The 26,058-nt window shown below is 69.4% G+C and carries 26 protein-coding genes and 2 tRNA genes; 7 read left to right on the top strand and 21 right to left on the bottom strand.

What is annotated here, in order from left to right; translation table 11 throughout:
• Positions 1-41 precede the first annotated feature (41 nt).
• The 6 genes from BLU08_RS11270 to BLU08_RS11245 all read right to left on the bottom strand — a co-directional run bounded on the left by BLU08_RS11270 (position 42) and on the right by BLU08_RS11245 (position 4,554).
• Complete coding sequence (locus BLU08_RS11270; protein WP_233995950.1) at positions 42-1,103, bottom strand: glutathione synthase; 1,062 nt, start codon at positions 1,101-1,103, stop codon at positions 42-44.
• On the bottom strand, positions 1,100-2,320 hold the full coding sequence (locus BLU08_RS11265; protein WP_157674531.1) for a tyrosine/phenylalanine carboxypeptidase domain-containing protein: 1,221 nt from the start codon (positions 2,318-2,320) through the stop codon (positions 1,100-1,102). Before BLU08_RS11265 ends, BLU08_RS11270 begins: the two co-directional genes overlap by 4 nt.
• Entirely contained in the window at positions 2,317-3,198 is an 882-nt protein-coding gene (locus BLU08_RS11260) for an N-formylglutamate amidohydrolase (RefSeq protein WP_090199525.1), read from the bottom strand. Before BLU08_RS11260 ends, BLU08_RS11265 begins: the two co-directional genes overlap by 4 nt.
• 323 nt (positions 3,199-3,521) lie before the next feature.
• Positions 3,522-3,606, bottom strand: a tRNA-Leu gene (locus tag BLU08_RS11255).
• A gap of 118 nt (positions 3,607-3,724) precedes the next feature.
• Positions 3,725-4,006 carry an integration host factor subunit beta gene (locus BLU08_RS11250; RefSeq protein ID WP_090199523.1) on the bottom strand — a complete coding sequence of 94 codons (282 nt, stop codon included), beginning with the start codon at positions 4,004-4,006 and terminating at the stop codon, positions 3,725-3,727.
• 209 nt (positions 4,007-4,215) lie between these two features.
• On the bottom strand, positions 4,216-4,554 hold the full coding sequence (locus tag BLU08_RS11245) for a GntR family transcriptional regulator (protein ID WP_090199521.1): 339 nt from the start codon (positions 4,552-4,554) through the stop codon (positions 4,216-4,218).
• Positions 4,555-4,849: 295 nt separating this feature from the next.
• Between BLU08_RS11245 and BLU08_RS11240 the strand changes: the two genes are divergently transcribed.
• Together BLU08_RS11240 and BLU08_RS11235 are read left to right on the top strand one after the other, a co-directional pair.
• Positions 4,850-6,457, top strand: coding sequence for a peptide MFS transporter (locus tag BLU08_RS11240; protein ID WP_090199519.1), 1,608 nt, complete (start codon positions 4,850-4,852; stop codon positions 6,455-6,457).
• 102 nt (positions 6,458-6,559) lie between these two features.
• A complete protein-coding gene (locus tag BLU08_RS11235) occupies positions 6,560-7,237 on the top strand; it encodes an NnrU family protein (protein WP_090199518.1) in 678 nt (225 codons plus the stop codon).
• Between the two features lie 10 nt (positions 7,238-7,247).
• On the opposite strand, the gene BLU08_RS11230 is transcribed toward BLU08_RS11235, so the two are convergent.
• The 12 genes from BLU08_RS11230 to rpe all read right to left on the bottom strand — a co-directional run bounded on the left by BLU08_RS11230 (position 7,248) and on the right by rpe (position 19,256).
• Positions 7,248-8,045 (bottom strand): crotonase/enoyl-CoA hydratase family protein, encoded by a 798-nt coding sequence (locus tag BLU08_RS11230; protein WP_090199516.1) that lies wholly within the window; start codon positions 8,043-8,045, stop codon positions 7,248-7,250.
• Positions 8,046-8,101: 56 nt separating this feature from the next.
• Positions 8,102-8,413, bottom strand: coding sequence for a hypothetical protein (locus tag BLU08_RS11225; RefSeq protein WP_090199514.1), 312 nt, complete (start codon positions 8,411-8,413; stop codon positions 8,102-8,104).
• A 160-nt stretch (positions 8,414-8,573) separates the two neighbouring features.
• On the bottom strand, positions 8,574-9,302 hold the full coding sequence (gene istB, locus BLU08_RS11220) for an IS21-like element helper ATPase IstB (protein ID WP_090193854.1): 729 nt from the start codon (positions 9,300-9,302) through the stop codon (positions 8,574-8,576).
• Positions 9,289-10,803, bottom strand: a complete 1,515-nt coding sequence (gene istA, locus BLU08_RS11215) for an IS21 family transposase (protein ID WP_090193857.1) — start codon at positions 10,801-10,803, stop codon at positions 9,289-9,291. Before istA ends, istB begins: the two co-directional genes overlap by 14 nt.
• Before the next feature lie 61 nt (positions 10,804-10,864).
• Positions 10,865-11,233, bottom strand: coding sequence for a flavodoxin family protein (locus BLU08_RS11210; RefSeq protein WP_090199512.1), 369 nt, complete (start codon positions 11,231-11,233; stop codon positions 10,865-10,867).
• Positions 11,234-11,399: 166 nt separating this feature from the next.
• Positions 11,400-13,334, bottom strand: coding sequence for a 1-deoxy-D-xylulose-5-phosphate synthase (gene dxs / locus BLU08_RS11205; RefSeq protein ID WP_090199510.1), 1,935 nt, complete (start codon positions 13,332-13,334; stop codon positions 11,400-11,402).
• Between the two features lie 82 nt (positions 13,335-13,416).
• Positions 13,417-13,899 carry a Fur family transcriptional regulator gene (locus BLU08_RS11200; RefSeq protein WP_090199508.1) on the bottom strand — a complete coding sequence of 161 codons (483 nt, stop codon included), beginning with the start codon at positions 13,897-13,899 and terminating at the stop codon, positions 13,417-13,419.
• Between the two features lie 92 nt (positions 13,900-13,991).
• Positions 13,992-14,642 carry a peptide-methionine (S)-S-oxide reductase MsrA gene (gene msrA / locus BLU08_RS11195; protein ID WP_090201315.1) on the bottom strand — a complete coding sequence of 217 codons (651 nt, stop codon included), beginning with the start codon at positions 14,640-14,642 and terminating at the stop codon, positions 13,992-13,994.
• 50 nt (positions 14,643-14,692) lie between these two features.
• Entirely contained in the window at positions 14,693-14,887 is a 195-nt protein-coding gene (locus BLU08_RS11190) for a hypothetical protein (RefSeq protein ID WP_090199507.1), read from the bottom strand.
• Positions 14,888-15,073: 186 nt separating this feature from the next.
• Positions 15,074-16,690, bottom strand: coding sequence for a bifunctional phosphoribosylaminoimidazolecarboxamide formyltransferase/IMP cyclohydrolase (purH, locus tag BLU08_RS11185; protein ID WP_090199505.1), 1,617 nt, complete (start codon positions 16,688-16,690; stop codon positions 15,074-15,076).
• An 11-nt stretch (positions 16,691-16,701) separates the two neighbouring features.
• A complete protein-coding gene (locus tag BLU08_RS11180; protein ID WP_090199502.1) occupies positions 16,702-18,594 on the bottom strand; it encodes a heparinase II/III family protein in 1,893 nt (630 codons plus the stop codon).
• Positions 18,594-19,256: a ribulose-phosphate 3-epimerase gene (rpe, locus tag BLU08_RS11175; protein ID WP_090199501.1), complete on the bottom strand. Its 663-nt coding sequence runs from the start codon at positions 19,254-19,256 to the stop codon at positions 18,594-18,596. The genes BLU08_RS11180 and rpe overlap by 1 nt, the downstream gene beginning before the upstream one ends.
• Positions 19,257-19,510: 254 nt before the next feature.
• Here rpe and BLU08_RS11170 point away from each other — a divergent pair, with 254 nt between their 5' ends.
• Positions 19,511-20,071, top strand: a complete 561-nt coding sequence (locus BLU08_RS11170) for a DUF2141 domain-containing protein (RefSeq protein ID WP_090199499.1) — start codon at positions 19,511-19,513, stop codon at positions 20,069-20,071.
• Between the two features lie 19 nt (positions 20,072-20,090).
• Here BLU08_RS11170 and BLU08_RS11165 read toward each other — a convergent pair whose 3' ends face one another.
• Together BLU08_RS11165 and BLU08_RS11160 are read right to left on the bottom strand one after the other, a co-directional pair.
• Complete coding sequence (locus BLU08_RS11165; protein WP_090199496.1) at positions 20,091-21,017, bottom strand: hypothetical protein; 927 nt, start codon at positions 21,015-21,017, stop codon at positions 20,091-20,093.
• Positions 21,018-21,058: 41 nt separating this feature from the next.
• On the bottom strand, positions 21,059-22,096 hold the full coding sequence (locus BLU08_RS11160) for a diacylglycerol kinase family protein (RefSeq protein ID WP_090199494.1): 1,038 nt from the start codon (positions 22,094-22,096) through the stop codon (positions 21,059-21,061).
• 239 nt (positions 22,097-22,335) lie between these two features.
• Between BLU08_RS11160 and BLU08_RS11155 the strand changes: the two genes are divergently transcribed.
• Positions 22,336-23,559, top strand: coding sequence for a M20 family metallopeptidase (locus tag BLU08_RS11155; protein ID WP_090199493.1), 1,224 nt, complete (start codon positions 22,336-22,338; stop codon positions 23,557-23,559).
• A 146-nt stretch (positions 23,560-23,705) separates the two neighbouring features.
• On the top strand, positions 23,706-24,740 hold the full coding sequence (locus tag BLU08_RS11150) for a LacI family DNA-binding transcriptional regulator (protein WP_090199491.1): 1,035 nt from the start codon (positions 23,706-23,708) through the stop codon (positions 24,738-24,740).
• A gap of 61 nt (positions 24,741-24,801) precedes the next feature.
• Here BLU08_RS11150 and BLU08_RS11145 read toward each other — a convergent pair.
• Positions 24,802-24,878, bottom strand: a tRNA-Arg gene (locus tag BLU08_RS11145).
• Between the two features lie 152 nt (positions 24,879-25,030).
• Between BLU08_RS11145 and BLU08_RS11140 the strand changes: the two genes are divergently transcribed.
• Complete coding sequence (locus tag BLU08_RS11140) at positions 25,031-25,411, top strand: hypothetical protein (protein ID WP_090199489.1); 381 nt, start codon at positions 25,031-25,033, stop codon at positions 25,409-25,411.
• Positions 25,412-25,475: 64 nt separating this feature from the next.
• The gene (locus BLU08_RS11135; protein WP_090199487.1) at positions 25,476-26,036 is read left to right on the top strand and encodes an MmcB family DNA repair protein; all 561 of its coding nucleotides are present in this window, start codon (positions 25,476-25,478) and stop codon (positions 26,034-26,036) included.
• Positions 26,037-26,058 lie beyond the last annotated feature (22 nt).

The following is a 26,058-nucleotide window of genomic DNA, read 5'->3' as shown; positions in this document are numbered from 1 at the left end:
ACCCCATCGAACCCCGGAGCCCGGCACGCGCGGGGGAAGGTTCAGATCACCGCGAGCTGGCGGTTGCTGAGCGTTCCGCCGTACTGCCGCCGCAGCTTCACCTTGCGCTGGAGGTCGTCGAGTACCGCGCCGCTGAAATCGACGCCCGCGAGATCCTCCATGAAACTCAGCCCGCCGGGCGTATCGACGTTCAGTTCCATCATCCTGTCGCCGGCGATGTCGAGGCCGGTGAGATACATTCCGTCATCGATGAGCTTAGGTCCGACGATCTCGGCGATCTGAAGCGCGGCTTCGTCGGGCTCGGCGAGTTCGACCCCGCCGCCGGCCGAGATGTTGGAACGATGGTCCTCGCTCTGGCTGAAGCGGCGGATGCAGGCATAGGTGTCGTCGACCCGCAGCGGGTGGCCGTTCAGCGTGATCATCCGCAGGTCGCCGTCGGCGGCGGCCGGCAGGTATTCCTGCACGATCGCATAGCCGTCGCGCGTGACCGCCTCGATGATCTGGGACAGGTTCTGGCGATTGCCCTCGTCGATGATGAAGACGCCCTGTCCGCCCGATCCCTGCAGGGGCTTGACCACGCACTTGCCGCCATGCGCTTCGAGGAAGCGCGCGACCTCGGCCTCTTCGCGGGTAATGGTCGTCTCGGGCCGGACGCTTTCGGGAAATCCCTGGAAATAGGTCTTGTTGACCGCATCGGTGAGATGGCGCGGATCGTTCAGGACGATGGTTCGCCCGAGCGAGGCTAGCTGCGCGAACAGCAGGCAGGAGGCGGGCGCCCAGCTGCGCGAGACCAGCTCCTCGGCCGGGTCGCTGCGGAGCATGAGAATGTCCCGCTCGCCCAGCACGATGCGCGCGCGCTCGCGTTCGGGGTCCTGGAGATGTTCAAGATAGGCCGTGTCGTCCGCGAATTCGCCGACCTTGCTGAGCGTCGCCATCGCGCAGATGCCGTCTTCCCAGTCATAGATGAAATCGCCGAGCCCGATCAGCGCGACCTCGTGCCCGCGCCCGACCGCCCGGCGGGCGAGGCGGATCGTCGTGTAATTGTCCTGCTCGGTCGCGACGTCGTTGACGACGAAAGCGAGCTTGATCTTGTCCTGCGTCATCCTGCGGGCCTTTCATGGTAAAGCGAAGCGAGCGGGGCGGACCGCGCGTCGGCAAGCCGCCGGATCGCACCCTCGTCCTCGCAGAAGGACGGGAGCAGTTCGGGTGGGTGCACGATGCCGTCCTCGATCAGTTTTTCGAGCGTCGGGAGCTGTTTCAGGGCGAACTTGCCGAGGAACAGGATCCTGAAATCGCCGCCGTGGTCGAGATATGCGAGCAGTTCCGCAAGCCCTTTCAGGTAGAGCGCATCCTTGGTGAGGCCGCCGCCACGCTTGGCTCGCACGGCCGTGTCGAACGCGTCCTTCTGCCCGATGCCATGCTCCTCGACGAGGCGGGCGAATATCTCGGGGCCGGCTTTCCCCTCGACCGCCATGTGCGCCGCGACCACGCGGGCCGCGAGGATGCGCAGGCGCTCTGCCGGGAGGTACCCGGCGAGATATTCGCCCAGGACCGCGAGCCCCTCCTGCAGGTCGTCGTAGTCGGCGAGCCCGTCCGCCAGCGTGTGCAGCGGCTGGCGTTCGCCATTGAAACGGGTGACGGCATGGGTGCCGACCTCGTGCGCGATCAGGGGTTCGACCCTATGCCTTGAGGTGCGGTAATCGTGCGCGATGTGCAGATTGCCCTGCGAGACATAGAGCGAGGTGCCCGGCGTCGTGTCGACGATCACCTCGCAGGAGAAACCGGGGCTGCGTTCGCGGTACCGCACGACGGCCTCGAATGCCGCGGCGCGAACCTCCTCGGCGCCCGCGTCGAGTTCGTCCGGGGGCGGGGCGGATATGGTGTCGAGCAAATCGAGCGCGGTATCGAGCAGGCGTTCGCTCACATGGCCGAACAGGTCGATGCTGGCGAGGATGAAACCTTCCTGTCCGCGCATCCGCACCAGTTCGATCTGGCGATCGAGTTCGCGCTGCTTTTCCAGCAGCAGGGCCTCGATCAGGGGATTGGCGATCGCGCGCACCGGCAGGTCGAACAATTCGTCGCGCAGAACCGGGGCGTCGCGGGAGAGCCCGTCGCCGAACCGGCTGTCGGGCATGGACCGAAAGCCCGAGGACCTGAAACCCTCCCATATCTCGTCCATGTTGACCGGGGTGAGGCGCGCGAGCCAGTCCACCTTGCGGTCCATCTCGGCGAGCGCGCGGTCGACTTCGATCGCGGCCGCGCAAAGCGCGCTCGGCCCTGCTTCCGGTTGTGCGAGCCGCCTGCCTGCAGCCCCGCTCATGCGCTCGCCTTCGGCCGACCCCGCGCGCAATTCGCCGCGAGCCAGACCCGGGCACGGTCGATCGCGGCGAGGAATCCCTCGCGCAGGTCCTGCAGGGCGATGATGTCGGCCGTGCGCCCCCACTCGTCCATGAACACCTTCTTGTATTCGAGGGTCATGACGCAGGCCGCCGCGCCATAGCGGGCATGGAGCCATTCGGGGAAATGGCCGCCGTCCTTCCACCGCACGTTGGTCCGCACATCGGGCGTGCGCCCTGCCAGTCTGCGCGAGCGCAGGCCTTCGGCGATCTCGTCGTGCAGGCCGCCGGAGATCTCACTGTCGAGCGTCGTCGCGCCGAGGTCGATGTCGGGATTGGCGGCCGGATCGGCAGGGTCCGCGTCCTGCCCGTCGCGGCGATGGTTGTAGCTGTGGATATCGAGCACGAGGATGCGTTCGTGCCGGGCGATCATCGCCTCGACCCTTTCCGCGACCCATTCGTAGAAACGCCGGTGCAGATCGAGCGAGTGCCGCCTCTCCGCCTCGGGAAGGGCCGGATTCCAGACCTTTAGCCCCCAGGTATCCGCGGGATCGGTCGTGACCGCGGTTGCGGGAGGGCGGTTCAGATCGAATTCGAAGCGCGACCGGTTCGCCCGGACGAGCGTGTCGCCCGCGGGAAGGAAATAATCGGTGAGCGGGTCCTCCTCGCGCAGACGCTCCTCGTCGCCGAGTTCGAGCCACGGTTGCAGGGAGGGGCGGATCGTGTGTCCCGCATGGATCGCGGTGACCATCACCGGACCAGGCTGCACCACGATGTCCCACGGGGCGGATTCGCGCGAAGCGCAGGCGCCTTCCTTCGATGGGGCAGCGCCCCGTTCGTATCCTGCGGTTTTCTCTTCCATGTCGGACCAACGGGGCGATCAGTCCGCCGTTCCGCCGGTTCGGGTCGCTTGTCCGGCCGGGGTTCCGCCTTGCCTCAAGCGTCGATCGCGTCCACCAGCCCCTGCCGGCCGGGCGAACTTGCCGCCGGAAATCACGGGCCTGCCGTGCAATCCGGCATGGTTATCCGGTGATCGGGCGTGCGAGACGCTTTGCGGCTGCTCGTGGAAGGCGATTCGAAAGCGCGTCCAGGGATCGTGCGAGCCTTCATCGAAACGGGTCGCGCAGGCCGGGATATCCGGGTCGATCGAGAACCGAGGCCCCGGCGGGCGTCTTCGGCCGGACATGGTGCGGGTGGCGGGACTCGAACCCGCACGTCCTAGGGACAGGGGATTTTAAGTCCCCGGCGTCTACCATTCCGCCACACCCGCGCGGTGTCGAGCGATAGACAGGGGCGCGCGTTCGGGCAACACGCGCGCTCGGCCTCGGCCTCGGCCTTGGCCGGGAGCGGAAACGGACGACCGCGCGCCGGGGACGCGGGCGGGCCACCTATTCGTCGTTCAACCGCTTGCGGATTTCCTTGCCCGCCTTGAAATAGGGCACGCGCTTGGCCGGCACCTCGACCGTTTCGCCGGTGCGCGGGTTGCGCCCGGTGCGGGCCTTGCGTTCGCGGGTGGAGAAGGCTCCGAAGCCGCGCAGTTCGACCCGCCCGCCTTCGGCGAGGCGCTGGGCGATTTCGTCGAAGAAGATGTCGACGACCTGTTCGATCTCCTCCGCGCGCAGCTCGGGATTGTCCTTGTGAAGCGCCTGCAGCAATTCGGATCTGATCATCACGGCCTCCCGACGGCCCCGCGAGCGGCAAGCAGCCGCGCGGTCCGCCGATGGCGGGTCCCCCCCCGCTTTTCCCCTCCAAGGCCCCGACCCGGCAAGCCCCGACGAGCCGGAAGACTGCCAGAGGATTGCGCGTCCCGCAAGCTGGCGCAGCCTCGAAAACGCTCCGATTTCAAAGGAAATATGCGCGCGGTGCGCGGTGTGAACGCTCACTCGCGCTCGGCGAGCGCGGCGATGTCGAGCCCGAGCCGGTCGAGCCGTTCGCGGATGTCGGGCCATTCCTCGGTGAGGAATCGCTCACGCTCGCTGCGGCGCAGGCGTTCGGCGGCGCCTTTCACCACGTACATGCCGACGCCGCGCTGGACCTCGACGAGGCCGTCGGCCTGGAATTGCTGGTAGGCCTTCGCGACGGTCAGCGGATTGGCCCCCTGCTGCGCCGCGAGCGCGCGCACCGAGGGCAGCATCTCGCCTTCGCGATATTCGCCCTCGATGATGGCGGCCGCGATCTGGTCGCGCAGCTTGAGATAGACCGGGCGGGCCTGGGTCATGTGTCCCCGCTTGCTTCGGGCACCGGCGGATGCGGGCGCCCCGGAAATGCAAGGTGGTGCAGTGCCATAATACAGCCATGCGCGTCAAGGCGCAGGGGCGGGGGCGGGACGGGGCGGGGCGGACCGCGCCGGCCGGGCGCCTCAGGCGAGGTTCAGGCAGGCCCTGCGAGCCTTGCGTCCCAAGGTCCTGTAATGAAGGCTTCACAAGGCGCGCTTTGCCGCTAGTGTGCCGGCCTTTCGCGGCCGGGTCCCGGAGAGGCGCGTCGCACGGGGATCAATTCGAAAAGGTTCATTCATGGCTACCCAAGCACTGCCGGACGGGGACAGCGCAGGCACCATCCTTGGCCATCCCAAGGGTCTGTTCGTGCTGTTCTTCGCCGAGATGTGGGAGCGGTTTTCCTATTACGGGATGCGCGCCCTGCTGATCTTCTACCTGACGAAGCACTGGCTGTTCTCGGACAGCGAGGCGGGCGTCATCTACGGCGCCTACACCGCGCTGGTCTACATCACCCCGGTGGTCGGCGGCTATCTCGCAGACCGGTATCTCGGGCAGAGGAAGGCGGTGCTGTTCGGCGCGATCCTGCTGACTCTCGGGCACTTCTTCATGGCCTTCGAGGGCGAGCCCGCCGCGGGCAATGACGGCAACCCGATCATCTACGTCTTCTGGCTCGCGCTCGCGCTCATCATCGTGGGTTCGGGCTTCCTCAAGGCGAACATCTCGGTGATCGTCGGCCAGCTTTACCCGCGCACCGACATCCGCCGGGACCCGGCCTATACGATCTTCTACATGGGCATCAATATCGGTGCCTTCTTCGGCTCGATCCTGTGCGGCTACATCGGCGAGACCTATGGCTGGGCCTACGGGTTCGGGCTTGCCGGGATCGGAATGCTGCTCGGCCTCGTCGTTTTCGCATGGGGCACGCCGCTCCTGCTTGGCCGCGGCGAGCCGCCCAAGCCGCTTCGCAAGGGCACCGAATGGGGCATGTATGCCGCCGGCATCGGCCTCGTCGGCATCTGCTGGCTGGCGATCCAGTTCCAGAGCCTCGTGGGCTATGTCCTCGGCGGATTCGGGGGGGCGCTGGTGCTTTACGTCCTCTTCACCGCCGTCGTTAAGCTTTCCAGCGAGGAGCGGGACCGGATTTTCGCGGCGCTGTTCCTGATCCTGACCTCGATCATCTTCTGGGCCCTGTTCGAGCAGGCGGGGTCCTCGCTCAATCTGTTCACCGATCGCCATGTCGATCGCACCCTGTTCGGCATGGTAGTGCCCGCGTCGGTCTTTCAATCGGTCAATGCCGGTTTCATCTTCCTGCTCGCGCCGGTCTTCGCCGCGACCTGGACCGCGCTCGGTCGGCGCAACATGGAGCCGTCGACGCCCTTCAAGTTCGGCCTCGGCGTGATCCAGGTGGGGCTTGGCTTCCTCGTGCTGGTCTTCGGCGCGCAGTCGGTGGGGGTCGATGCGGCCACGCCGGTCATGTTCATCTTCCTGATCTATCTGCTCCACACGACGGGCGAGCTGTGCCTGTCGCCGGTCGGCCTGTCGGCGATGAACCGGCTCGCGCCAGCGCACATGGCCTCGCTCATCATGGGGACTTGGTTCTTCGCTTCGGCGACGGGCAATTTCGCCGCTGGCCTGATCGCAGCGGCGACCGGCGCCGAAGGCGTCGGCGAGGAAGCCGGCAAGCAGGTCGTGCTCGACGTCTACAGCAATGTCGGCTGGGTCGCGGTGGCGGTCGGTGTCGGCGTGCTGGTCGTCAGCCCGCTGATCAAGAAGCTGATGCATCTCGAAACGCTCGTCGACGACACGGTGGACGACGACCTGGAGGGCCAGAGGGCCGCGGGCCTCGAAGCGCAGGAAGGCGGCATCCATCCGGCCACCCGTCCCGGTCCGCGTCCGGCGGAATGACGCTGCGGGCGGAGTCGCCGTGCGGCCCCGCCCCGCTCGCGCCGGCTGGCGCGGCTCGCCGGGCAAGCTATAGTCCCGCCACCTAGGCCTGGGGGGTGGGACATGGACGAGAGTCTCTTTCTGCTGATCGCCGCGAACACCGCGTTCGTCGGCACGCATTTCCTGATGTCGCATCCGCTGCGCGCGCCGATGGTCGGCGCGTTCGGCGCGAACGGGTTCCAGATCGCCTACACCATCGTCAGCGCGGCGACGCTCGCCGGGGTCTATTTCGCCTACAGGGCCGCGCCCGCGGGCGACCTGCCCGGCTCGGGCGAGACCGGCTGGATCATCGCCACCGCGCTGACCCTGCCCGCGACGGTGCTGCTGGCGGGATCGCTGTTCGGCAATCCCGCCCTCCCGACCCCGCAGGCCGAGGCGCAGGCGCGGGCCGAGCCGAAGGGCGTGTTCCGCGTCACCCGCCACCCCATGATGTGGGGCATCGGGCTGTGGGCGCTTTCGCACATCATCCTCTTCGCCAACTGGCGCAGTGTCGTCACCGCCTTCGCGATGGGCCTGCTCGCGCTGGTCGGCGCGAAACTGCAGGACGCGAAGAAGGAGCGCCTGATGGGCGAGGCGTGGCGCGAGTGGGAGGCGAAGACGAGTTATGCCCCGCGCCTTGGCAAGCTGTTTTCAGCGGGCGCGGCGGCGTGGGGGCTGGGGCTGGTGCTGTTCCTCGGCCTCTCCTGGCTGCACATCCGCGCGGGCGGCATCGCGGCGGGGATCTGGCGCTGGGTGCTCTAGGGCCGGGGCTTCATTCGCCCCGGAAATCCGGCTCGCGCTTCTCGATCAGGGCGGCGACGCCTTCGGCATGGTCGGCCGTCGCGTGCATCATGGCCTGCGTGTTCGCCGCCAGTTCGAGCGCGGTGTCGTAGCTCACCTCGCGCCCCTGCCGCAGCAGCATCTTCGACTGGCGCAGCGCATGGGGCGGCATTTTCGCGACCCGCTCCGCAAGCGCGCGGGCCTCTTCCATCAGCGCGTCGGGCGCGACCACCCGGCTGACGAGGCCCCATTCATGCGCCGTCGCGGCGTCGATCACGTCGCCGGTGAAGAACAATTCCGCCGCCCGGCTCATCCCGATGACGCGCGGAAGGATCCACGTGCCGCCATCGCCCGGGATGATGCCGAGTTTCAGGAAGGTGACGCCGAACTTCGCCTTTTCGGACGCGATGCGGATATCGGCGAGGCAGGCGACGTCGCAGCCCAGGCCGATCGCCGGCCCGTTGACCGCCGCGATCACCGGCACGCGCAGCGAGTAGAGCGCGCGCAGCATCCGGTGGATGTTGTCGCGATAGCCGTCGGAAATCGCGGGCGGGGTGCCGCCGAAGGTGCCGGACCTGTCGCGCATCGCCTTGATGTCGCCGCCCGCGCTGAAGGCCCTGCCCGCCCCGGTGAGGATGACGCAGCGCACGCCTATGTCGGTGTTGATCGTGTCGCAGGCGTGCGCGAATTCCTCGCCGTCACCCGGCGCGCCGAGCGGGCTCATGCTCTCTGCGCGGTTGATGGTGAGCGTGATGATAGCGCCGTCGCGGGCGATGGTGAGGAGGGACATCAGGCTTTCCTTTCGCCCCATCCATGCCAGCGCTGCGCCGCCCCGTCACCCGGATATCACGGCGCGGGATAGGCCTCGCGCTTCAGCAGCTTTGCCAGATGCGCGGCGTTGGCGGCGAGGCTGCGCGCGGCGGTCACGATCGGATCGGGGACTTCGGCCAAATCCTTGAAATCGACCGGCTGCATCGCCTCGCCCACCCAATAGCACGAGCCCATCGGCGGGATGGTCCAGCCGACGTCGGCGAGCGCCTGGAAGCATTCGGCGGCGACATGGTGCGCGCCGTCCTCGTTTCCGACCACGCCGACCACCGCGACCTTGCCGTAGGGCGGATAGCGACCCTCGTCGTCCGCTTCGCCGAGGAATGTCAATCGGCGTTCAATCGGGACCCCCTATCGGCGCGCAAAAGGGACCCCTCTGCGGTTGCGAGGATCGGTTGACGCTGGGCGCGGTTTTCGCGCTGCTGGCGGCGTAGGGAGGGCGTAGCCCGACCGGAGGCGTCAGCAGCGCGAAGTCGGTTTTCTGATCGGGTCAGCTGCGGTTTTTGAAGCGCCAGCTGTCGTTGCCGGTCTCGACGATATCGCAATGGTGGGTGATGCGGTCGAGCAGCGCGGTGGTCATCTTGGGATCGCCGAAGACGGTGGGCCACTCGCCGAAGGCGAGGTTGGTGGTGATGATCACCGAGGTCTGCTCGTAGAGTTTGCTGATCAGATGGAACAAGAGCTGCCCGCCTGATCGGGCGAACGGCAGATAGCCCAGTTCATCGAGCACCACGAGATCGAGCCTGCCGAGCTGGGCGGCGATGGCGCCAGCCTTGCCGATGCGAGCTTCTTCCTCGAGCCGGGTGACGAGATCGACCGTATTGAAGTAGCGCCCGCGAGCGCCAGCACGCACGACGCTGGCGGTGATCGCGGTGGCCAGATGGGTCTTGCCCGTCCCGGTGCCGCCGATGAGCACGATGTTGCGGCGACCGGGCAGGAACGAACCTGCGTGCAGGGAGCGCACCAGCTCTTCGTTGATCGGGGTGCCCTCGAACGCGAAGGCGTCGAGGTCCTTGATTACAGGCAGCTTGGCTGCGGTCATGCGGTAACGGATCGAGGCGGCATGACGATGCGCGGCTTCGGCGCGCAGCAGGTCGGTCAGGATCTCGTGGGTCGTGCGCTTGCGCTGCAGCCCGGTGGTGACCGCCTCGTCGAACGCGCCGGCCATGCCCTTGAGGCCGAGTGCGCGCATCGCCTCGATCATCTCATGCCGCTGCATCAAGGCCTCGCACCGTATCGTAGCGCGCGCAGTCCGCGATCGGCGGATGGTTGAGCTTGAGATCGACGACCACGTCCAGGGGGCGCTCGGATGGCGGGTCCCGGTATCGGGCCAGGATGTTGAGGATGACCTCGTCGCTGACGGCGCCGGCATCGAGCGCCTCCCGGACCGCGGCCTCGACCGCTTCGAGGCCATCGGTCATTATGGCTGCCAGCACGCGCACGAAGCGGCGGTCGGCTTCATCACCGCTGCCCAGCTTGCGCCGCAACCGCGTCAGTGCCGGTGGCAGGTCCCACCCCTGGAAGGGTGCGCCGTTCCGCAGAGCGCCGGGCTTGTTGGCCAGAACGGGCAGGTAATGCCAGGGATCATAGATCGTCCGGTCGCGGCCGAAGTGCCGGGCATGCTCTGCGATTACCTCGTCGCCGAGGCGCACGACGATGCGGTCGGCATAGGCGCGGACCTGGACGGCCCGCCGCGCCGCCTTGGCCATGACCGAGTAGCGGTTGCGGTCGAAGCTGATCAGGCAGGTGCCGGTCACGGCATGCGCGGTCTCATGGAAGCCATCGAACGGTGCCAGCATCGGCTGCAGGGCTGGCCGTTCGAGCTCCAGCGCCTCGGCAACGGTCAGCTCCTTCTGCTCGGGATGCGCGTGCGTTGCGGCCCATCTCAGGCACTCAGCTTCCAGCCACCCGTTGAGCTCCTCGATGCTGGCAAAGCGCAGGCGAGGCTGGAAGAAGCGGCCTCGGATGGTCTGAACCTGGTGTTCAACCTGACCCTTCTCCCACCCCGCCGCCGGGGAGCAGGCCGTGGGCTCGACCATGTAATGATCGGCCATGACCAGAAAGCGGCGGTTGAACACCCGCTCCTTGCCGACGAACACGGTGGTAACCGCGGTCTTCATGTTATCGTAGATGCCGCGCAGGGGCACGCCGCCGAAGAAGGCAAAGCCCCGCGCATGGGCGTCGAACACCATCTCCTGCGTCTCGCGCGGATAGGCCCTGACGTAGACCGCGCGCGACGCGCACAGCCGCATCTGCGCCACCTTCACCCGCATCGGCTTGCCCGCGATCTCCACATCCTCGTGGCTCCAGTCGAACTGGTAGGCCTCGCCAGGCTTGAACATGAGCGGGATGAAGGCAGGCGCCCCATCACCCGCATCCTTGCGCCGCGCTTCCGTCCAGCGCCGGGCGTAACGTCGGACCGCGTCGTAAGAACCTTCGAACCCCTCACGGCAAAGCAGATCATGGATCCGGGTCATGCGCAGCCGATCGCGCCGGGGCCGGGCCTCGTTCTCCGTCAGCAGCACGTCGAGCCGCTCCTGAAACGGTCCAAGCCGGGGCAGCGGCTGAACCGTGCGGCGATAATCAAATGCGCCTTCCGGCGCTCGGATCGCCTTGCGCACCACCTTGCGCGACAACCGCAGATCCCGCGCAATCGCCTTGATCGCCTTCCCGCCCGCGTGCTCCCGCCGAATCCGAACAACCGTCTCCACAACCAACATCCCGATCTCACCACCTGGAAAACCAGGCAGCCTGCTACACCATCAGAATGAGGGGTCCCTTTTAGACGCCGATCACCCCGCTAACGGGGTCCCTTTTGCACGCCGTTCCACAGACGAGGAAGGCGTCCATCCGTTCGAGCACGCGCTTGGCGATGCTCGACGGCTGGCCGAGCCAGACGGGCCCCGCGAGGATGAGGATGTCGGCGGCGAGCACCTTTTCGCGCATCGCGGGCCAGGCATCGCCCGCGCCCTCGTCCGAGGTGACGCCCGGCTTCACGTCATGGTCGGCCACGCGGATGGTTTCGGACAGCGTCACGTCCTCGCGCGCGAGGTGTTCGGCGATCAGGCCGATCATCCGGTCGGTCGAGGACGCCTCGTCGGCGCTGCTGGGCTTGAGGCTGCAATTGAGCGCGATCGCGGAAAGGGTCATTCGTGTCTCCTCCTTTCAAGGGGAGACGGATGACACCCGGGGGATGTTCCGGGAGAGGGGGCGGCGACCTTGGGCCGCCCTTCGCCATGGCCCGGTCGGCCGCCACCGCTGCCGGTCGTCGCCCTCCGGCGGGAGGAACGCGGGCCGCAGAGAGCGCGAGCCGCCGCTAGGCCCGCGCTTCCTCCACGCCCGCGCTGTTGTGCTTGAGCGCCTTGAGCACCGTCTCGACGATGTGCGGGGCGTTGAGGCGGGCGATGGCGTACTGCCGGTCGGGCGAATCCTGGTCGATGAAGGTGTCGGGCAGGCGCATCGTGCGGATCTTGAGGCCGGTATCGGTCAGCCCCTCGTCGCTGGCGAAGGTCAGGACATGCGCGCCGAGCCCGCCGATCGCGCCTTCCTCGATGGTCACGACGACTTCGTGGCTCCGCATCAGCCTGGCGATCAGGTCCTCGTCCAGCGGCTTGGCGAAGCGCATGTCGGCGATGGTGGTCGACAGGCCCTTCGCCTCCAATGTGTCGGCGGCCTTCTTCGCCTCTTCGAGCCGCGCGCCGAGCGACAGGATCGCGACCTTGGCGGGCTTGTTCGCATCTCCGCGCACGATCCGGCCCTTGCCGATTTCCAGCTTCTGCGGGGTTTCGGGAAGCGGCACGCCGACACCGTTGCCGCGCGGATAGCGGAAGGCGATGGGGCCATCGTCATGCTCGGCGGCGGTGTAGGTCATGTGGACCAGCTCCGCCTCGTCGGCCGCGGCCATGACCACGAAATTGGGCAGCGTCGCGAGATAGGTGATGTCGAAACTGCCCGCGTGGGTCGATCCGTCCGCGCCCACCAGCCCGGCGCGGTCGATCGCGAAACGCACCGGCAGGTTCTGGATCGCGACGTCGTGCACGACCTGGTCATAGGCGCGCTGGAGGAAGGTCGAATAGATCGCGGCGAAGGGCCGCATCCCCTGCGCGGCAAGGCCCGCAGCGAAAGTCACGCCGTGCTGTTCGGCGATGCCGACGTCGAAGGCGCGGTCCGGGTGCCGCTTGGCGAAACGGTCCACGCCCGTGCCCGAGGGCATGGCCGCGGTGATCGCGCAGATCCGCCTGTCGCGGTCGGCAAGGTCGGCGAGCGTGTCGCCGAAGACGTTCTGGTAGGCGGGCGGGCCGGCCGAGCCTTTCTGCTTTTCGCCGGTGACGACGTTGAATTTCGGCACGCCGTGATACTTGTCGGCGCTTTCCTCGGCCGGGGCGTAGCCCTTGCCCTTGGTGGTCACGACATGGATCAGCACCGGGCCTTCGGAGGTGTCGCGGACATTCTCCAGCACCGGCACGAGATGGTCGAGATTGTGCCCGTCGATCGGGCCGACATAGTAGAAGCCCAGTTCCTCGAACAGGGTCCCGCCGGTCACCATGCCGCGGGTGTATTCCTCCGCCTTGCCGATGGCGTCGTGCATCCGCCGGCTCATCTTCTTGACCGCGCGGCTCGCAAGGCTCCTGAGGCCGAGATATTCGCTCGAGGAGACCATGCGGGCGAGATAGGCCGACAGGCCCCCGACGGGCGGCGCGATCGACATGTCGTTGTCGTTGAGGATGACCACGAGGCGATTGCCCGCCTGCGCGGCGTTGTTCATCGCCTCGTAGGCCATCCCCGCGCTCATCGCGCCGTCGCCGATCACCGCGATGCCGCGGCCCGGCTTGCCCGAAAGCTTGTTGGCGATGGCAAAGCCCAGCGCGGCCGAGATCGAGGTCGAGGAATGCGCCGCGCCGAAGGGGTCGTATTCGCTTTCGCTGCGCTTGGTGAAGCCCGACAGCCCGCCGCCCTGGCGCAGCGTGCGGATGCGGTCGCGGCGGCCGGTGATGATCTTGTGCGGGTAGCACTGGTGGCCGACGTCCCAGACCAGACGGTCCTCGGGCGTGTTGAAGACATAGTGGATCGCCACGGTCAGCTCGACCACGCCGAGACCCGAGCCGAGATGCCCGCCCGAAGTGCTGACGGCATCGATCATCTCGGCGCGCAATTCGTCGGCAAGCTGGCGCAGCTGTTCGGGCTTGAGCTTGCGAAGCTCGGTCGGCGTAGGCACCTGGTCGAGCAGGGGCGTTGCAGGTTGATTGCTCATAAGTCCGGGCTTTACACGCTCGAAACGGCCCTGTCGATGAACGCTTTGGCGTTGCAACTGGACATGGGAAGGGGGACGCGCGTCAGGCGCAGCCGGCGCAGACCCCGCGAATCTCGAGCACCGGGCGCTCTGGCCGGAAGCGCCGATCCGCGGCGAGCTGGCGGACCGAACGGCTCACGTTCTCGTCGTCGATGTGCTGCGCCTCGCCGCATTCGTCGCAGACGAGGAAGATGCAGTCATGCGCGCAGCCGGGGTGGCTGTTGGCGAGATAGGCGTTCGAGCTTTCGACCCGCATCGCGAGGTTGTTCGCCACGAACAGGTCGAGGATGCGGTAGACGCTGTTGGGCGCCACCCGCTTGCCCCGCGCGGCCGAGAGGTTGTCGGCGATGTCGTAGGCGGAGACGGGCCGTTCGTGCCGGGCGAGTTCGGCGAAGACCGCCTCGCGCATGTTCGTCCACTGTTCGCCCTCCCCGACGAGCGCCGCACGCGCCGCGGCGATCAGGCTTTCGCCGGTGTGTTCGACATGGGCGTGCCCGGGGGCGTGGGTGTGAGCGTGTTGGGCCATGCACCGGCATATAGGACGCCGCGCGGCGCTTCGCCAAGCGGCTTGTTACCGGCCGGGGGACAGGGGATCCTTGTCAGGCTCCGGGCGGGTTGTCAGGCTCCGGGCGGGCCGTCGCGCAGGAAATCGGCCCGCCAGTCGCGCGGGAACATGGCCTTCAGCGCCTCGACCTTGGGCCGGTCCCAGCGCAGGATGTAACCGTGGCGCGGGTTCTTCGCCATGAAATCCTGGTGATAGTCCTCGGCCGGATAGAAGGTCCGCTGCGGCTCGATCCTGGTGACGATCGGCCGGTCCCAGATCGCCGCCCGTTCGAGCTGCGCGAGATAGGCCCTGGCGACCGCCGCCTGCTCCTCGTTCGTGGGGACGATCGCCGTGCGGTAATGCGATCCGACATCGGGGCCCTGGCGGTTCAGCTGGGTCGGATCGGCCACGACCGAGAAGAAGATGCGGAGCAATTCATCATAGCGCACCTCGTAGGGGTCGTAGGTGATCTTCACCGATTCGGCGTGGTTCGTCATGCCCGTGGTGACGACCGAGTATTTCGCGTTCTTCGCCGTTCCGCCGTGATAGCCGGAAACGGCGGATTTCACGCCCTTCACGTGGCTGAAGACGCCCTCGACCCCCCAGAAGCAGCCGCCCGCGAAGATCGCGGTCCTGAGCCCGGCGCCTTCCTTGGCGATGCGCTTGGCAGCGGGGGCGTCGACGGGCTCCTCCGCGGCGAACGCCGGGCCGGCGCAGCCGCTCATGCCGAGCGCGCCCAGCAGGACGGGGGCGAGAAGCGGCGCGAGGAGGCGCTTCAATCGGGCTCTCCGGGCAAGGGAGCGATCACGAATTCGGGCGCGGGCTGAGGCGCTTCGTGCGGCGCGGCGGCGTGCGCGGGCGGGGCGAATTCGTCGCCGACCTGCCCGGCATGGGCGACGCCCACCCCGATCGCGGCGATCGCGAAGCCGATGGCGAAATTGCGATAGAGGTCGGGGGCGAAGAGGCGCATGGGGGAATCTTTCGTCTCGGTCGGTTCCGCGGGCCTTCATGCCGAAGGAGGGCTTGCAATCCGGTGAACGCGTCGTTGGACGGTGCATTCCTGCGACGATTCGTTGCGACGTCGCCCGAAGTTACGCCCCCACCGGCGCGGCGGATGCGGCAGAGGCGCGCAGCCGGGGCGGCGACGGCTGCGGGTTCAGTGGCGAAAGTGGCGCATCCCGGTGAAGACCATCGCCAGCCCGGCTTCGTCGGCGGCGGCGATCACCTCCTCGTCGCGGATCGAGCCGCCGGGCTGGATCACCGCGGTCGCCCCCGCCTCCGCCGCGGCGAGCAGCCCGTCGGCGAAGGGGAAGAAGGCATCGGATGCGACCGCGCTGCCTTTCGTGCGGGGCGCGTCCCAGCCGTAGGTCTCGGCGGCCTCGCGCGCCTTGATCGCGGCGATGCGGGCCGAATCGCGGCGGTTCATCTGGCCCGCGCCGATTCCCGCGGTCGCGCCGTCCTTGGCATAGACGATGGCGTTCGATTTCACGTGGCGCGCGACGGTCCAGGCGAACAGGCAGTCCGCCAGTTCCTGCGCGGTGGGCGCGCGCCGGGTGACGACGCTGAGGTCGGCGGCGCTCACCGAACCATTGTCGCGCGACTGGACCAGCATCCCGCCCGCGATCGTCTTCATCGCGAAGCCGCCGCGGCGCGGATCGGGCAGCGCGCCGCATTCGAGCAGGCGCAGGTTCTTCTTCCTGGCGAAGACCTCGCGCGCCGCCTCGCTGACCGTGGGAGCGATCACGACCTCGGTGAAGATCTCGGCGATCGCCTCGGCCGTTTCGCCGTCGAGTTCGGTGTTGACCGCGACGATCCCGCCGAAGGCCGAAACGCTGTCGCATTGCAGCGCGGCTTCCCACGCCTCGCGCAGCGACGTGCCTTGCGCGACGCCGCAGGGATTGGCGTGCTTGACGATCACCACGGCGGGATCCTGCCCGGCGAATTCCGCCGCGAGTTCGAGCGCGGCGTCGGCATCGTTGAGGTTGTTGTAGGAAAGCGCCTTGCCCTGCAATTGCGTCGCCTGCGGCACGCCGGGCGCCCCCGCGACCTGGGGCACGTAGATCGCCGCCTGCTGGTGCGGGTTCTCGCCATAGCGCAGCGTGTCGGCGCGCTTGAACGCCAGCGGCATGGTCTCGACGAAGGGGGTCGCCTGCAGGGCCTCCGTCCCGAGCGGGTGGGTAAAGGCGTCCCCGAAGGCGAACCAGTTGGCGATCGCCGCGTCATAGGCGGCGGTGCGGGCATAGGCCTTGCCCGCCATGCGGATGCGGAAGGCTTCGCTGGTTCCGCCCCCGTTCGCCTCCAGCTCCTCGATCAGCGCGGCGTAATCGGCGGGATCGGTGAGGATGGTGACGTGCCCGTGGTTCTTCGCGGCCGAACGGACCATCGCAGGGCCGCCGATGTCGATGTTCTCGATGATCTCCGCGCGCTCCGCACCTTTCGCCACGGTCGCCTCGAACGGGTAGAGGTTGACCACCACGAGGTCGATCGCGCCGATCGCGTGTTCCTCCATCGCGGCGCGGTGTGCGTCGTTGTCGCGCAGGGCGAGCAGGCCGCCATGGACCTTGGGGTGCAGCGTCTTGACCCGCCCGTCCATCATCTCGGGAAAGCCGGTAAGGTCGGCCACGTCGCGCACCTCGAGCCCCGCTTCGCGCAGGGTGCGCGCGGTGCCGCCGGTGCTCACCAGCTCGATGCCGCGCGCCGCCAAGGCCTGGCCCAGTTCGGCCAAGCCGGTCTTGTCGGACACCGAAAGCAGCGCCCGCCGGATTGTCGCCATGTTCACGAATGCTACCCCGTCTTTCTCAGCAGCCAGGAGAATTGCCCTCCGCCGCGCGATGTCAGCCCCTCGATCACGAGTTGCTCGGTCGGATGCGGGCGTCCCTCGCCATCGACCCACAGGCTGTCCTCGATGACCAGCGAGACGTCGCCGGCGGCGGCACTATCGCCGCGCAGACGGAATTGCCAGAGCTTCCCGCCTTCGGTCAGCAGGCTCGCACCGCGCCCGTCCTCGGACAGGCGCGCCTCGATCCCCCGGCCGAGATGGAACCGGATCGCGAAGGCGATCCGGCCACGCTTGCCCTTGCGCCCGGCCGGCACGAGGATGTCCTCGCCCGCCAGCTCCGTCCCGTCGGCGCGCAGCGAGAGCACGCGGCGGTGGGTGAGGCCGAACCGCGCGGCGTAACCGTCATGGCTCGCCTCGATCCGCGTGCCCTCGCGGCCGTTCTCGCCCAGCAGGCGGCGCTCGACCTCGACCGCCTCGACCCCGCGGCCGAGCTTGCCGTGGAGTTCCACCGCGGTCGAATTGGCGTTGTCCAGCACCAGGGTCGAATGGGCGGCGCTGGCGCGAAGGCCCTGCCCGATGCGCGCCGGGACCAGCGCCCCGGCGAGCGCCGCGCCGCCGCAATTGACGATCAGCCGGGTCGGCCCGTCCGACATTTCGAAGGCCAGCGTGGAGGCGCAGCCGCAGCGCGCGTGGCGCGCGCGCGGCGGGGGCGCGGCGTCGAACTGCACCTGCGTCTGGCCGCCGCGCAGCCGGTGGAACCCCCAGTGCTCGGTATCGGCCAGCGGGCGGGCGCGCACCCCGCTCGCCTCTATCAGCGCGGCGAGCCGGTGCGCGTCCAGCGCGGGCTGGCCCTGCCAGCTGCCGAGCCCGCCATCGCCGTGGCGCAGCGCAAGCAGCGGGGGCACGAGCAGCTCGCGCATCACGAACAGCGCCTGCGGCGGCTCGATCCCGGTCGCCTCGTAACAGGCGATGAGGTCGGTGAGCAGGCGGATCGCGTCCATCTGCGCGGCCGGGCAGCGGGCCAGCACGCCGCCGTCCTCGCCGACCAGGTCGCCGAGCGCGCGGATCAGCCCCGCCTCGCCGTAAAGCCGGCGCGGGCGGCCTTCGGGAAGCAGCAGGCCCGCAGCGGTGACCCCGGCCCAGCCCGCGACCTGGCCGAGTCCCGCCCCGCTCGACGCGGCCTTGCGGTCGAGCCAGTCGGCGGTGTCGTCGATCGCCGCCAGCAGGCGCGGCTTGAGCTTGGGGTCGTGCCCGGAAAGCACCAGCGGGGCATGGACCAGCCATGCCATCAGCCTCAGCCCGGCGAGTTCGACGTCCCAGGCGGGCCCGCGCGCCGGGGCGGGATGGGCATCGAGCCAGAGCGCCGCGATCCGCTCGGCCACCGGCGCACAATCGGCGCGCGGCGCGGATGCGGCGAGATCGGCGAGCCAGGAGAAGGAATGCACCGCCCGTTCCAGCCCCGGGGCGAGCCGGGTCGAACCGGTCACGTCCAGCGTGGCGATCGGCTGCTTCACCCCCTGGACGAAGAAATGCCCCGCCCGCAGCGCCGTGCCGGCCGCGCGGTCGCCCGGCGCCGCCTGTTCGACCGTGGCGAGGACGCGCAGCGGCGTCGGCCGCCGGAACGGCGCGGCGAGCGCCTGGCGCGGCACGCCGAGACGGTAGGCCATGCGGATCAGCGTCTCCCCCGCACGCGCCTTGGGAGCGATCACATCGGACAGGGCGAGGGCGCGCGCGGTGTCCGGCGCGGGCGGAGCGGCGGCATCCGGTGCGGTCCCTTGCCCGGCAGCCGGTTCGGCGCGCTGCGACAGGGGCAGGGCCGCGCCCGCCGGCTCGCGGGCCGACCGGTCCTCGTCCTCGCCCGGGGCGGCTGCGGTGCGGGCTGCGAACAGGCCCTCCATCACGCCTCTCCCTTGAGCGCGGCGATGTTGGCGGCATAGCGTTCCGGCCCGCCCTTGAACGTCGCCGAGCCCGCGACCAGCACGTCGGCGCCCGCATCGACGCATTGCCGCGCGGTATCCGGATTGACGCCGCCATCGACCTCGAGGTGGATCGGGCGCCCGGCGGCGTCGATCATCGCGCGCACCTTCTCGATCTTGGCGAGCTGCGAATCGATGAAGCCCTGCCCCCCGAAGCCGGGATTGACGCTCATCACCAGGATGAGGTCGACGAGGTCCATGACATTCTCGAGCACTTCGACCGGCGTGCCGGGATTGATCACCGCGCCCGCCTTCTTGCCGAGCGCCCTGATCGCCTGCAGCGTGCGGTGGATATGCGGCCCGGCCTCGGGGTGGACGGTGATGATGTCGGCCCCCGCTTCGGCGAAGGCTTCGAGATAGGGATCGACCGGCGCGATCATCAGATGGACGTCGAACGGCTTGTCCGAATGCGGGCGCAGCGCCTTCACCACCGCCGGGCCGATCGTGATGTTGGGGACGAAATGGCCGTCCATCACGTCGACATGGATCCAGTCGGCCCCGGCCGCGTCGATCGCGCGCACTTCCTCGCCGAGCCGGGCGAAATCGGCGGACAGGATCGACGGGGAGATGAGTGGTGCTGGCATATTTGTCGCGGCGCGCCCTTCCTCGCGCGATCATCGCATTACCGGAGCGGCGAATCGGGCCACAAGCATGGGCAACGCGCTTTTCCACCGTCATCGCCCGCGGCGCGGCGAGCCGGGCGCCTTGACGGTTAAGGCGCAATTCACGCCGGGCTTGTCATCTGCCCGCGATGTTCGCATGACCCGCGCAAGGCCGCGGGCGGCGCAGGCGAGGGCGCGCGGCCCCGCCCGAAGACACTCAGGACAGCAGGACAAGCATGAATTCACGGGGCATTTCCACGCAGGTCGCAGCGCGTCGCAAGCGCGCCGGGCGGCTGGTCGCCGGCATTGCGGCGCTCGGCGGGGCGGGCGCGCTCGCCTTCGGCTTCGCGCCGCAGGCCGCCGCGCAGCAGACCTACGGGGTCAAGATCGACAACGACATGAGCCAGTGCGCGCCGGGCAGGGGCCCGGCCGTGCGGCTGCGGATCGCCGGGCTCAAATCGGGCGCGGGCAACCTTTTCGTGCGGACCTATTTCGCCAAGGGTTCGGACTGGCTGCGCTCGAAACGCTACATCCACCGCATCGACATGCAGCCCAGGAAGGGCGTGACCTATGCCTGCGTGCCGCTGCCGCGCGCGGGCGAATACGCGATCGCGGTGCAGCACGATGCGAACGGCAACCGGGAAAAGGATTTCTCGACCGACGGGGCGGCGATGTCGCGCGATCCGGCGATCCGCACCCTGCTCGGCCTGCCGCTGCCGCCCTCGCTCGACGACACGCGCTTTACCGCGGGCGACGGCGTGACGCGGCTCAACGTCACGATGCGCTACATGAACTGACCGGCGCAGGCAGGCGCGGTCAGTGCGCCGCACGCCGGGCGCGCCGGTGCCGCCAGAGCGCCAGCAGCACCCCCGGCGCGGCGAGCAAGGGGTGCCTTTCGCGAAAGGGCGTGACGGCGACCGGCATCCCGGTGTGGCGCTCGATCTTCCACGCGGCATAGCGCGCGGCGCCTTCGAACGTGGTGCTCGCCTTGACGAGGCGCACCAGGTTGAGCGGCTTGCCGAGCCGCGCGCGCCGCTTCCACCAGCCGAGCACCGCCCGCCGGCGGCGCGAATCCATGCGCGGGACGATCCGCTCGCCCGCTCTTGCGAAGGCGATCCCGGCCGCGTCCAGCGCGAGCGGGAGCAGGCCGTCGAAATGGTTTTCGTTGACCGAGAGGATGTCGTCCTCGCGCCCCGGCTTCTCGACCCGGAACTCGGCCCGGTAGGTCGCCCGGAACAGCGCGCGCCAGTAATCGCCGGGCGTGCCCGCTTCCGGGCCGAGCGCCACCGCCAGCCGCGCCGCCGTCACCGCCGCCAGCGCGAGCGCATCCACGACCTCGTCGCGCGCCGCCGGGTCCGCCTGCCAGACAAGCGCGCTCGGCTGGACGAAACGGGCCCAGATCGTCGTGTCGGCACGTTCGCCGGCGGCGGCCGCGGAGAAGGTCGCAAGGCGCATCGCCGCGACCTTGGCGCGCAGGGTCGCATCGCCGTGGGGCCGTTCGTGATAGCTCACCCGCGGCCAGATCGCCGCTTCGCCGGCAGCGTCGCCGGGCAGGAGGAGGTAGAAGTCGAGCACCCCATCGAGCGAGCCGGTCCTGAGGTTCGAGCCGTAGAACAGCACCGCGCGCGCCCCGGCCGTCTCGCCCAGCGCGGCGGCGAAGGCGCGCACCGCGGGATCGACCGGCGGTTCGAACCGCGCGGCGATGCGGGCGGCAAGCGGGGCGGGATCGGGCGTTTCGGGCATGGTCCGGTGCGTGAGGCTCGCCGGCCGTTCCCGGTTCGGCGTCAGGGGGTGACGAATTCGAGTTCCGGCCCCTGGCCTATGCGATAGCGCCCGGCGGGAAAAGCCTCCCCGTCGAGGATGAACTGGTCTTCGATGTCGAGCGTGAACTGCGCCGCGGCGATCTGGTGGATGCCGCGTTCGCGCAGGCCCGCGACACCGTAGCCCCGCATGATCGCGGGCACGCTGAGCGTGGTGCGGCGCGAGATCTGGTCGACCGCGACGAGCTTCAGCCCGTGCCGCAGCTTGCCGAAAGGCACGAGCCCGGCCGGCAGCCGTTCGAGCGTGGAGGCGAACAGCGCCTGGCGGAATGCCGGATCGCCCTTGCCGCTGTGCGCCATCGGCGCCCCGTTCGCGCCGAGGCGGATCGCCATGCGCGCGCCCTTGCGCCAGGGGTTGTTGCGCGTCGCGAAGACCGACTGGGCGAGCGCCCACAGCGCCGTCGCCCCGACCGCGAGCGAATTGAACGCGCCCAACCGGTGCGAGACCTGGCCCGCACGGGTCGCGGTCGTGAAGGCCCCGGCGCCGAAGATGAAGCCGTGGACGGGGCTCGTTCCGGGATCGTCGAGCGATTCGATCGCCATCGGCCGGCGGCGCACGATCCCGCCGCTGTCGAGCGCCTCGATCGCGGCCTGCAGGCTCCAGTCCTTGGGCACGCCGAGATCGATCGTCAGGGCGTTGGTCTTGCCCTTGGGCAGGACCGCGATCGGGGGCCAGCTCTCGCCGAACAGGGCCGCACCGCAGGTCAGCACGTCGCGCACCGTTCCGTCGCCGCCGTTGATGACGAGCAGATCGATGTCGCGCGCGGCAAGGTCGGCCAGCGCCTCGAGCAGCTGGCTGCGATCACCCGGCTGGGCGATGTGGACGTGCGGGCTGATCGAGCAGTCGAGATCGGCCCCGCGGTTGCGGTGGCTGCGCGGGTTGTAGATCACGCCCACGACCGGCGTTTCGCCCGCCGCGCGCACCCGGCGCGCGCGGCGGGTGCGACCGGGACCGGCTTCGAGGCGCGGCAGCTGCGCGAATTCGTAGATGGAGGTTGCCATATCAGCGTCCCATAATGATCAGACAGCTTGCATTCCACTGCCATCTTTACGCGGGGATGTCACAATCGGTGAAGCGTTGCGCGGCTACATCGGTTCCGCCGGCCGGTTTGCAAGCCCCCCGTGAAACTCGCTCTTGCAAGCGCGTGGCGGACCTCCCGGTCCGGTTCCCGGGTCGGACGACGGCATGGCCGCTTGCGGGAGGGACTGGCACCTCGCGCCCGGAGCGTTAGGATCGCGCCATGCCTGCACCCGACCTCCTCGACGCTGCCCGCTCGCTCGCCCCCGGGATCGTTTCCCTGCGCCGGGCGATCCACGCCGAACCCGAACTCGGCCTCGATTGCCCCATGACCATGGCCAAGGTGCGCGAGGCGCTCGCCGACCTGCCGCTCGAATGGCGCAGCGGCCCTTCGACCACCGGGGCGGTCGCGACGCTGACGGGCGGGAAGGCGGGCGCGAAGGCGGGCGCCAAGGCGGACGGGCGCCGCGTGCTCCTGCGCGGCGACATGGACGCGCTGCCGATGGAGGAGAAGACCTGGCTCGCCTTCGCCTCGACCATTCCCGGGCGGATGCACGCCTGCGGGCACGACACCCACACCGCGATGCTGGCGGGCGCCGCGCGCCTGCTGTGCGAGCGGCGGGCCGAAATCGCGGGCACGGTCGATTTCATGTTCCAGCCGGGCGAGGAGGGGCACCACGGCGCGCGCTTCATGCTGGAGGACGGGTTGATCGACCCGCTGCCGGACGCCGCCTTCGCGCTCCACGTCATGCCGAACGCCAGGCACGGCGTGCTGGCGGGTCGCCCCGGCGCGCTGATGGCGGCGGCCGACCAGTTCACGATCACGGTCAGGGGCAGGGGCGGCCACGCCTCGATGCCGCACGACTGCGCCGACCCGGTCCCGGGGGCGGCCGCGATCGTCGGCGCCCTGCAGGCGATGGTGACCCGGCGATTCGATGCGGCGAGCGCGGTGGTCGTCACCGTCACCCGGCTCCAGGCCGGCACCGCCCACAACGTGATCCCCGACGAGGCGATGCTGGCCGGCACGATCCGCACCCTTTCGCCCGGCCACCGCGAAAAGGCGCACGAACTCCTCGCCGCGACCGCCCGCGCCGCCGCGAGCGCGCACGGGGTGGAGGCGGAATGCACGATCACGCCGGGCTTCCCGGTCACGCTGTGCGACCCCCGCGCCGTGGCGCTGGGGGCGAAGGTCGCACGCGCGCTCGGCGGGGCGGAGGGCTGGCGCGACCTGCCCGCCCCGATCATGGGGGCGGAGGATTTCTCCTACGTGCTGGAACAGGTCCCGGGGGCGATGTTCTTCCTCGGCGTCGCGCCCGAAGGCGAGGACTGGGCGCAATGCTGCGCGATCCATTCCCCGCGGATGCACGTCGATGAAAGTGCCCTGCCGACCGGCACGGCCATGCTGGCGGGCTGCGCGCTCGAATTCCTCGAGCGCGGGTTCGATTGATGCGGCGCTGCACCAAAATCATTTAATGGGCGGCCAGATCATGGCTTAGAATTTCTATGTGAACATTCACTCGGACTTAAATCCGTAACCTTTGTGGGATATGATAGGGCACTCAGGTCGCGCTGAGAACATAAAGAGGCCTTGCCATGGGCCGGGGCAACATCACCATCGAGGACGTGGCACGCGAAGCGGGTGTTTCGCGCCAGACCGTGTCGCGCGTCATCAACCGCAGTCCCAATGTCAGCTGCTCCGCGCGCGTGCGGGTCGAGCAGGCGATCGAGGCGCTCGGTTACGTCCCCAACGCGGCGGCGCGGCGGATGGGCGGGGCGCGCAGCTATCTCCTGCTCGCTGCGATCGAGCGCGCCGCAGGCGATGCGCCGGCAAGGCGCCTGCAGCTCGGGCAGATGCTGCTCGCAGGGCTCGAGACCTGCAGCGCGCAAGGCTACCACCTGATGTTCGAACAGGTCGCGGACGAGCGCGAGCTCGGCGCCGCGCTGACCTCGCTCACGCCCGACGGGGTGGTGCTGCTGCCGCCGCTCGACGAGAGCTTGGCGCTGCACGAAGCGCTCGGGCGGCGCGGGATCGCGGTGAGCTGCCTCGGGGAGCGGGTCGAATACGGGCGCGTGCTGCCGGGCCTCGACGAAGCCGGCTTCGGCGAGGCGGCGGCGCGCCGGATGCTCGAACAGGGCCACCGCCAGATCGGCTTCATCTGCGGCGACGGCGCGTGTTCGCAGCGTCGGATCGAAGGCTATCGCCGGGCGCTCGCGGAGGCGGGCAGCCGGGCGCACCGCCGGTTCGTCTCGGACGACCCGCGCGATTTCGCGGGCGCGATGGAGCTCGCGCGGAGCTGGCTCACGCCGACGATCCGGCCGACCGCGATCATCGCGGGGAGCGAGGCGGTGGCGCTCGGCGTGCTGCAGGTCGCGCGCGAACTCGGCCATGCCGTGCCGCGCGACCTGTCGCTGCTGGCGCTCGAGGACACGCCCGGACTTGCGCGGAGCCAGCCGCCGGTTTCGGTCCTGCACCAGCCGCTGGGCGCGCTGTTCGCGGCCGCCTGCGAGCGGTTGATCGAGGCGGGAGGCGGGCCGCGCGGCGAAGGGGCAGCGCCGTCGGTCGGCCCGGTCGAGGCCCATGTCTTCACCGACCGCGGCAGCATCGCGCGCGCCCCGCGGGCGGTCTGAACCGGCACCCGGCACGGACGAGGCCCTTGCCGAGGACCGGATGCCTAACGCGTGAAAAATATGGCGCACCCGACAGGATTCGAACCTGTGACCTCTGCCTTCGGAGGGCAGCGCTCTATCCAGCTGAGCTACGGGTGCGCGCGCCGGTTCCGGCGGGGCTGGGCCGCGGGGAACGCGCTTAGCAAGGCCGGCGGGGCTTCGCCAGCATAATCGTGGCCGCACCTTTCGCCGCAAGCGGCGCACGGTCCGTCTTAACCAATCGGCAACTTCCGGGCGCCTACACGGACGCCATGTCAGCCCTTCCGCCCGATCAGGTCCGCGCCATGCGCGAAAGCGCCCTTGCCGCACGGGAGCCGGTCGGCTCGCTCGCCCGGCGCTGGGAGGACCTGCACGAGAAGGCCCGGCATCTCGCCGCGCTCGCGGGGCTCGGCCGGGAAACCGGCGGCCTCGACCATGCTGGCTTTTCCAAGCGGCTGGACGCGGCCAGCGAATGGCAGCGCGAGCTTGCCTGGCAGGGGATCGAGGACATCGACGCCATGATGCGGCCGGGCCTCGCCGCGCTCGAGACGCTCGCCGAGCGCGGGCAGGAACCGGCGGGACCCGCGCTCGCGCTGTGGCGGGAATTCCATGCCGCGCGCGCCGCCGTTCTGGCGGTGGTGGGGCGCGACTGAGCCGATTTTCGCCGGCCCGCCGGGGCGGCTTGACTGCGTTCCCATTCTGTTCCAGCCAGCGGCCATGACCGACCCGCTTGCCGCCCCCGGCGATTCGCCCGCCCTGCCCGCCGCCCAGGACGCTGGCGGCCCTGCCGACATCGTCCCCGCCTCCCTCGTCAGCGATCCCCTCGCCGCCGACGTGGCGCGCGGCATCGCCCGGCTTTTCGCGCGCAACGGGATCTGGTGCCTGCCGGAAATGCCCCTGAGAAACGGCCGCCGCGCCGATCTCATGGGGGTGGATGCCAAGGGGCTGGTGGTAATCGTCGAGATCAAGGTGGCGCGCGGCGACCTGCTCGGCGATGCCAAGTGGCCCGATTACCTCGATCATTGCGACCGCTTCTTCTGGGGCGTGCCGCCCGGGCTCGACCGGACCCCGCTCGAAAGCGAAGCCTACCGGCCCGATTGCTGCGGGATCATCGTCGCCGACGGCTATGACGCGGAGATCCTGCGCCACGCCCCGCTCCATTCGCTCGCCGCCGCGCGGCGCAAGGTCGAGGTCGAACGGCTCGCGCGGGCGGCGATGCGGCGGCAGACCGTGCTGCTCGATCCGCATTGCGACGAATTCGGCGCGGAGATCGCCTGAACGCGGCAGTTCCGGCGATTTT

It is taken from the genome of Erythrobacter sp. HL-111 (genome assembly GCF_900105095.1).
In the GTDB taxonomy this organism is placed as follows: Bacteria; Pseudomonadota; Alphaproteobacteria; order Sphingomonadales; family Sphingomonadaceae; genus Erythrobacter.
The sequence above is the reverse complement of the archived record's forward strand: the minus strand, read 5'-3'. Positions and strand labels throughout refer to the sequence as shown.

Coding starts and splice junctions, on each gene's coding strand:
- BLU08_RS11260 (WP_090199525.1), bottom strand. CDS start 3,198: ATGGAAGAGAAAACCGCAGGATACGAACGGGGCGCTGCCCCATCGAAG.
- BLU08_RS11230 (WP_090199516.1), bottom strand. CDS start 8,045: ATGTCCCTCCTCACCATCGCCCGCGACGGCGCTATCATCACGCTCACC.
- msrA (WP_090201315.1), bottom strand. CDS start 14,642: ATGAGCGGCTGCGCCGGCCCGGCGTTCGCCGCGGAGGAGCCCGTCGAC.
- dxs (WP_090199510.1), bottom strand. CDS start 13,334: ATGAGCAATCAACCTGCAACGCCCCTGCTCGACCAGGTGCCTACGCCG.
- BLU08_RS11210 (WP_090199512.1), bottom strand. CDS start 11,233: ATGACCCTTTCCGCGATCGCGCTCAATTGCAGCCTCAAGCCCAGCAGC.
- BLU08_RS11270 (WP_233995950.1), bottom strand. CDS start 1,103: ATGACGCAGGACAAGATCAAGCTCGCTTTCGTCGTCAACGACGTCGCG.
- BLU08_RS11235 (WP_090199518.1), top strand. CDS start 6,560: ATGGACGAGAGTCTCTTTCTGCTGATCGCCGCGAACACCGCGTTCGTC.
- BLU08_RS11165 (WP_090199496.1), bottom strand. CDS start 21,017: ATGCCCGAAACGCCCGATCCCGCCCCGCTTGCCGCCCGCATCGCCGCG.
- BLU08_RS11140 (WP_090199489.1), top strand. CDS start 25,031: ATGTCAGCCCTTCCGCCCGATCAGGTCCGCGCCATGCGCGAAAGCGCC.
- BLU08_RS11180 (WP_090199502.1), bottom strand. CDS start 18,594: ATGGAGGGCCTGTTCGCAGCCCGCACCGCAGCCGCCCCGGGCGAGGAC.
- istA (WP_090193857.1), bottom strand. CDS start 10,803: ATGTTGGTTGTGGAGACGGTTGTTCGGATTCGGCGGGAGCACGCGGGC.
- BLU08_RS11150 (WP_090199491.1), top strand. CDS start 23,706: ATGGGCCGGGGCAACATCACCATCGAGGACGTGGCACGCGAAGCGGGT.
- purH (WP_090199505.1), bottom strand. CDS start 16,690: ATGGCGACAATCCGGCGGGCGCTGCTTTCGGTGTCCGACAAGACCGGC.
- BLU08_RS11200 (WP_090199508.1), bottom strand. CDS start 13,899: ATGGCCCAACACGCTCACACCCACGCCCCCGGGCACGCCCATGTCGAA.
- BLU08_RS11190 (WP_090199507.1), bottom strand. CDS start 14,887: ATGCGCCTCTTCGCCCCCGACCTCTATCGCAATTTCGCCATCGGCTTC.
- BLU08_RS11245 (WP_090199521.1), bottom strand. CDS start 4,554: ATGACCCAGGCCCGCCCGGTCTATCTCAAGCTGCGCGACCAGATCGCG.
- istB (WP_090193854.1), bottom strand. CDS start 9,302: ATGCAGCGGCATGAGATGATCGAGGCGATGCGCGCACTCGGCCTCAAG.
- rpe (WP_090199501.1), bottom strand. CDS start 19,256: ATGCCAGCACCACTCATCTCCCCGTCGATCCTGTCCGCCGATTTCGCC.
- BLU08_RS11160 (WP_090199494.1), bottom strand. CDS start 22,096: ATGGCAACCTCCATCTACGAATTCGCGCAGCTGCCGCGCCTCGAAGCC.
- BLU08_RS11155 (WP_090199493.1), top strand. CDS start 22,336: ATGCCTGCACCCGACCTCCTCGACGCTGCCCGCTCGCTCGCCCCCGGG.
- BLU08_RS11250 (WP_090199523.1), bottom strand. CDS start 4,006: ATGATCAGATCCGAATTGCTGCAGGCGCTTCACAAGGACAATCCCGAG.
- BLU08_RS11240 (WP_090199519.1), top strand. CDS start 4,850: ATGGCTACCCAAGCACTGCCGGACGGGGACAGCGCAGGCACCATCCTT.
- BLU08_RS11135 (WP_090199487.1), top strand. CDS start 25,476: ATGACCGACCCGCTTGCCGCCCCCGGCGATTCGCCCGCCCTGCCCGCC.
- BLU08_RS11265 (WP_157674531.1), bottom strand. CDS start 2,320: ATGAGCGGGGCTGCAGGCAGGCGGCTCGCACAACCGGAAGCAGGGCCG.
- BLU08_RS11170 (WP_090199499.1), top strand. CDS start 19,511: ATGAATTCACGGGGCATTTCCACGCAGGTCGCAGCGCGTCGCAAGCGC.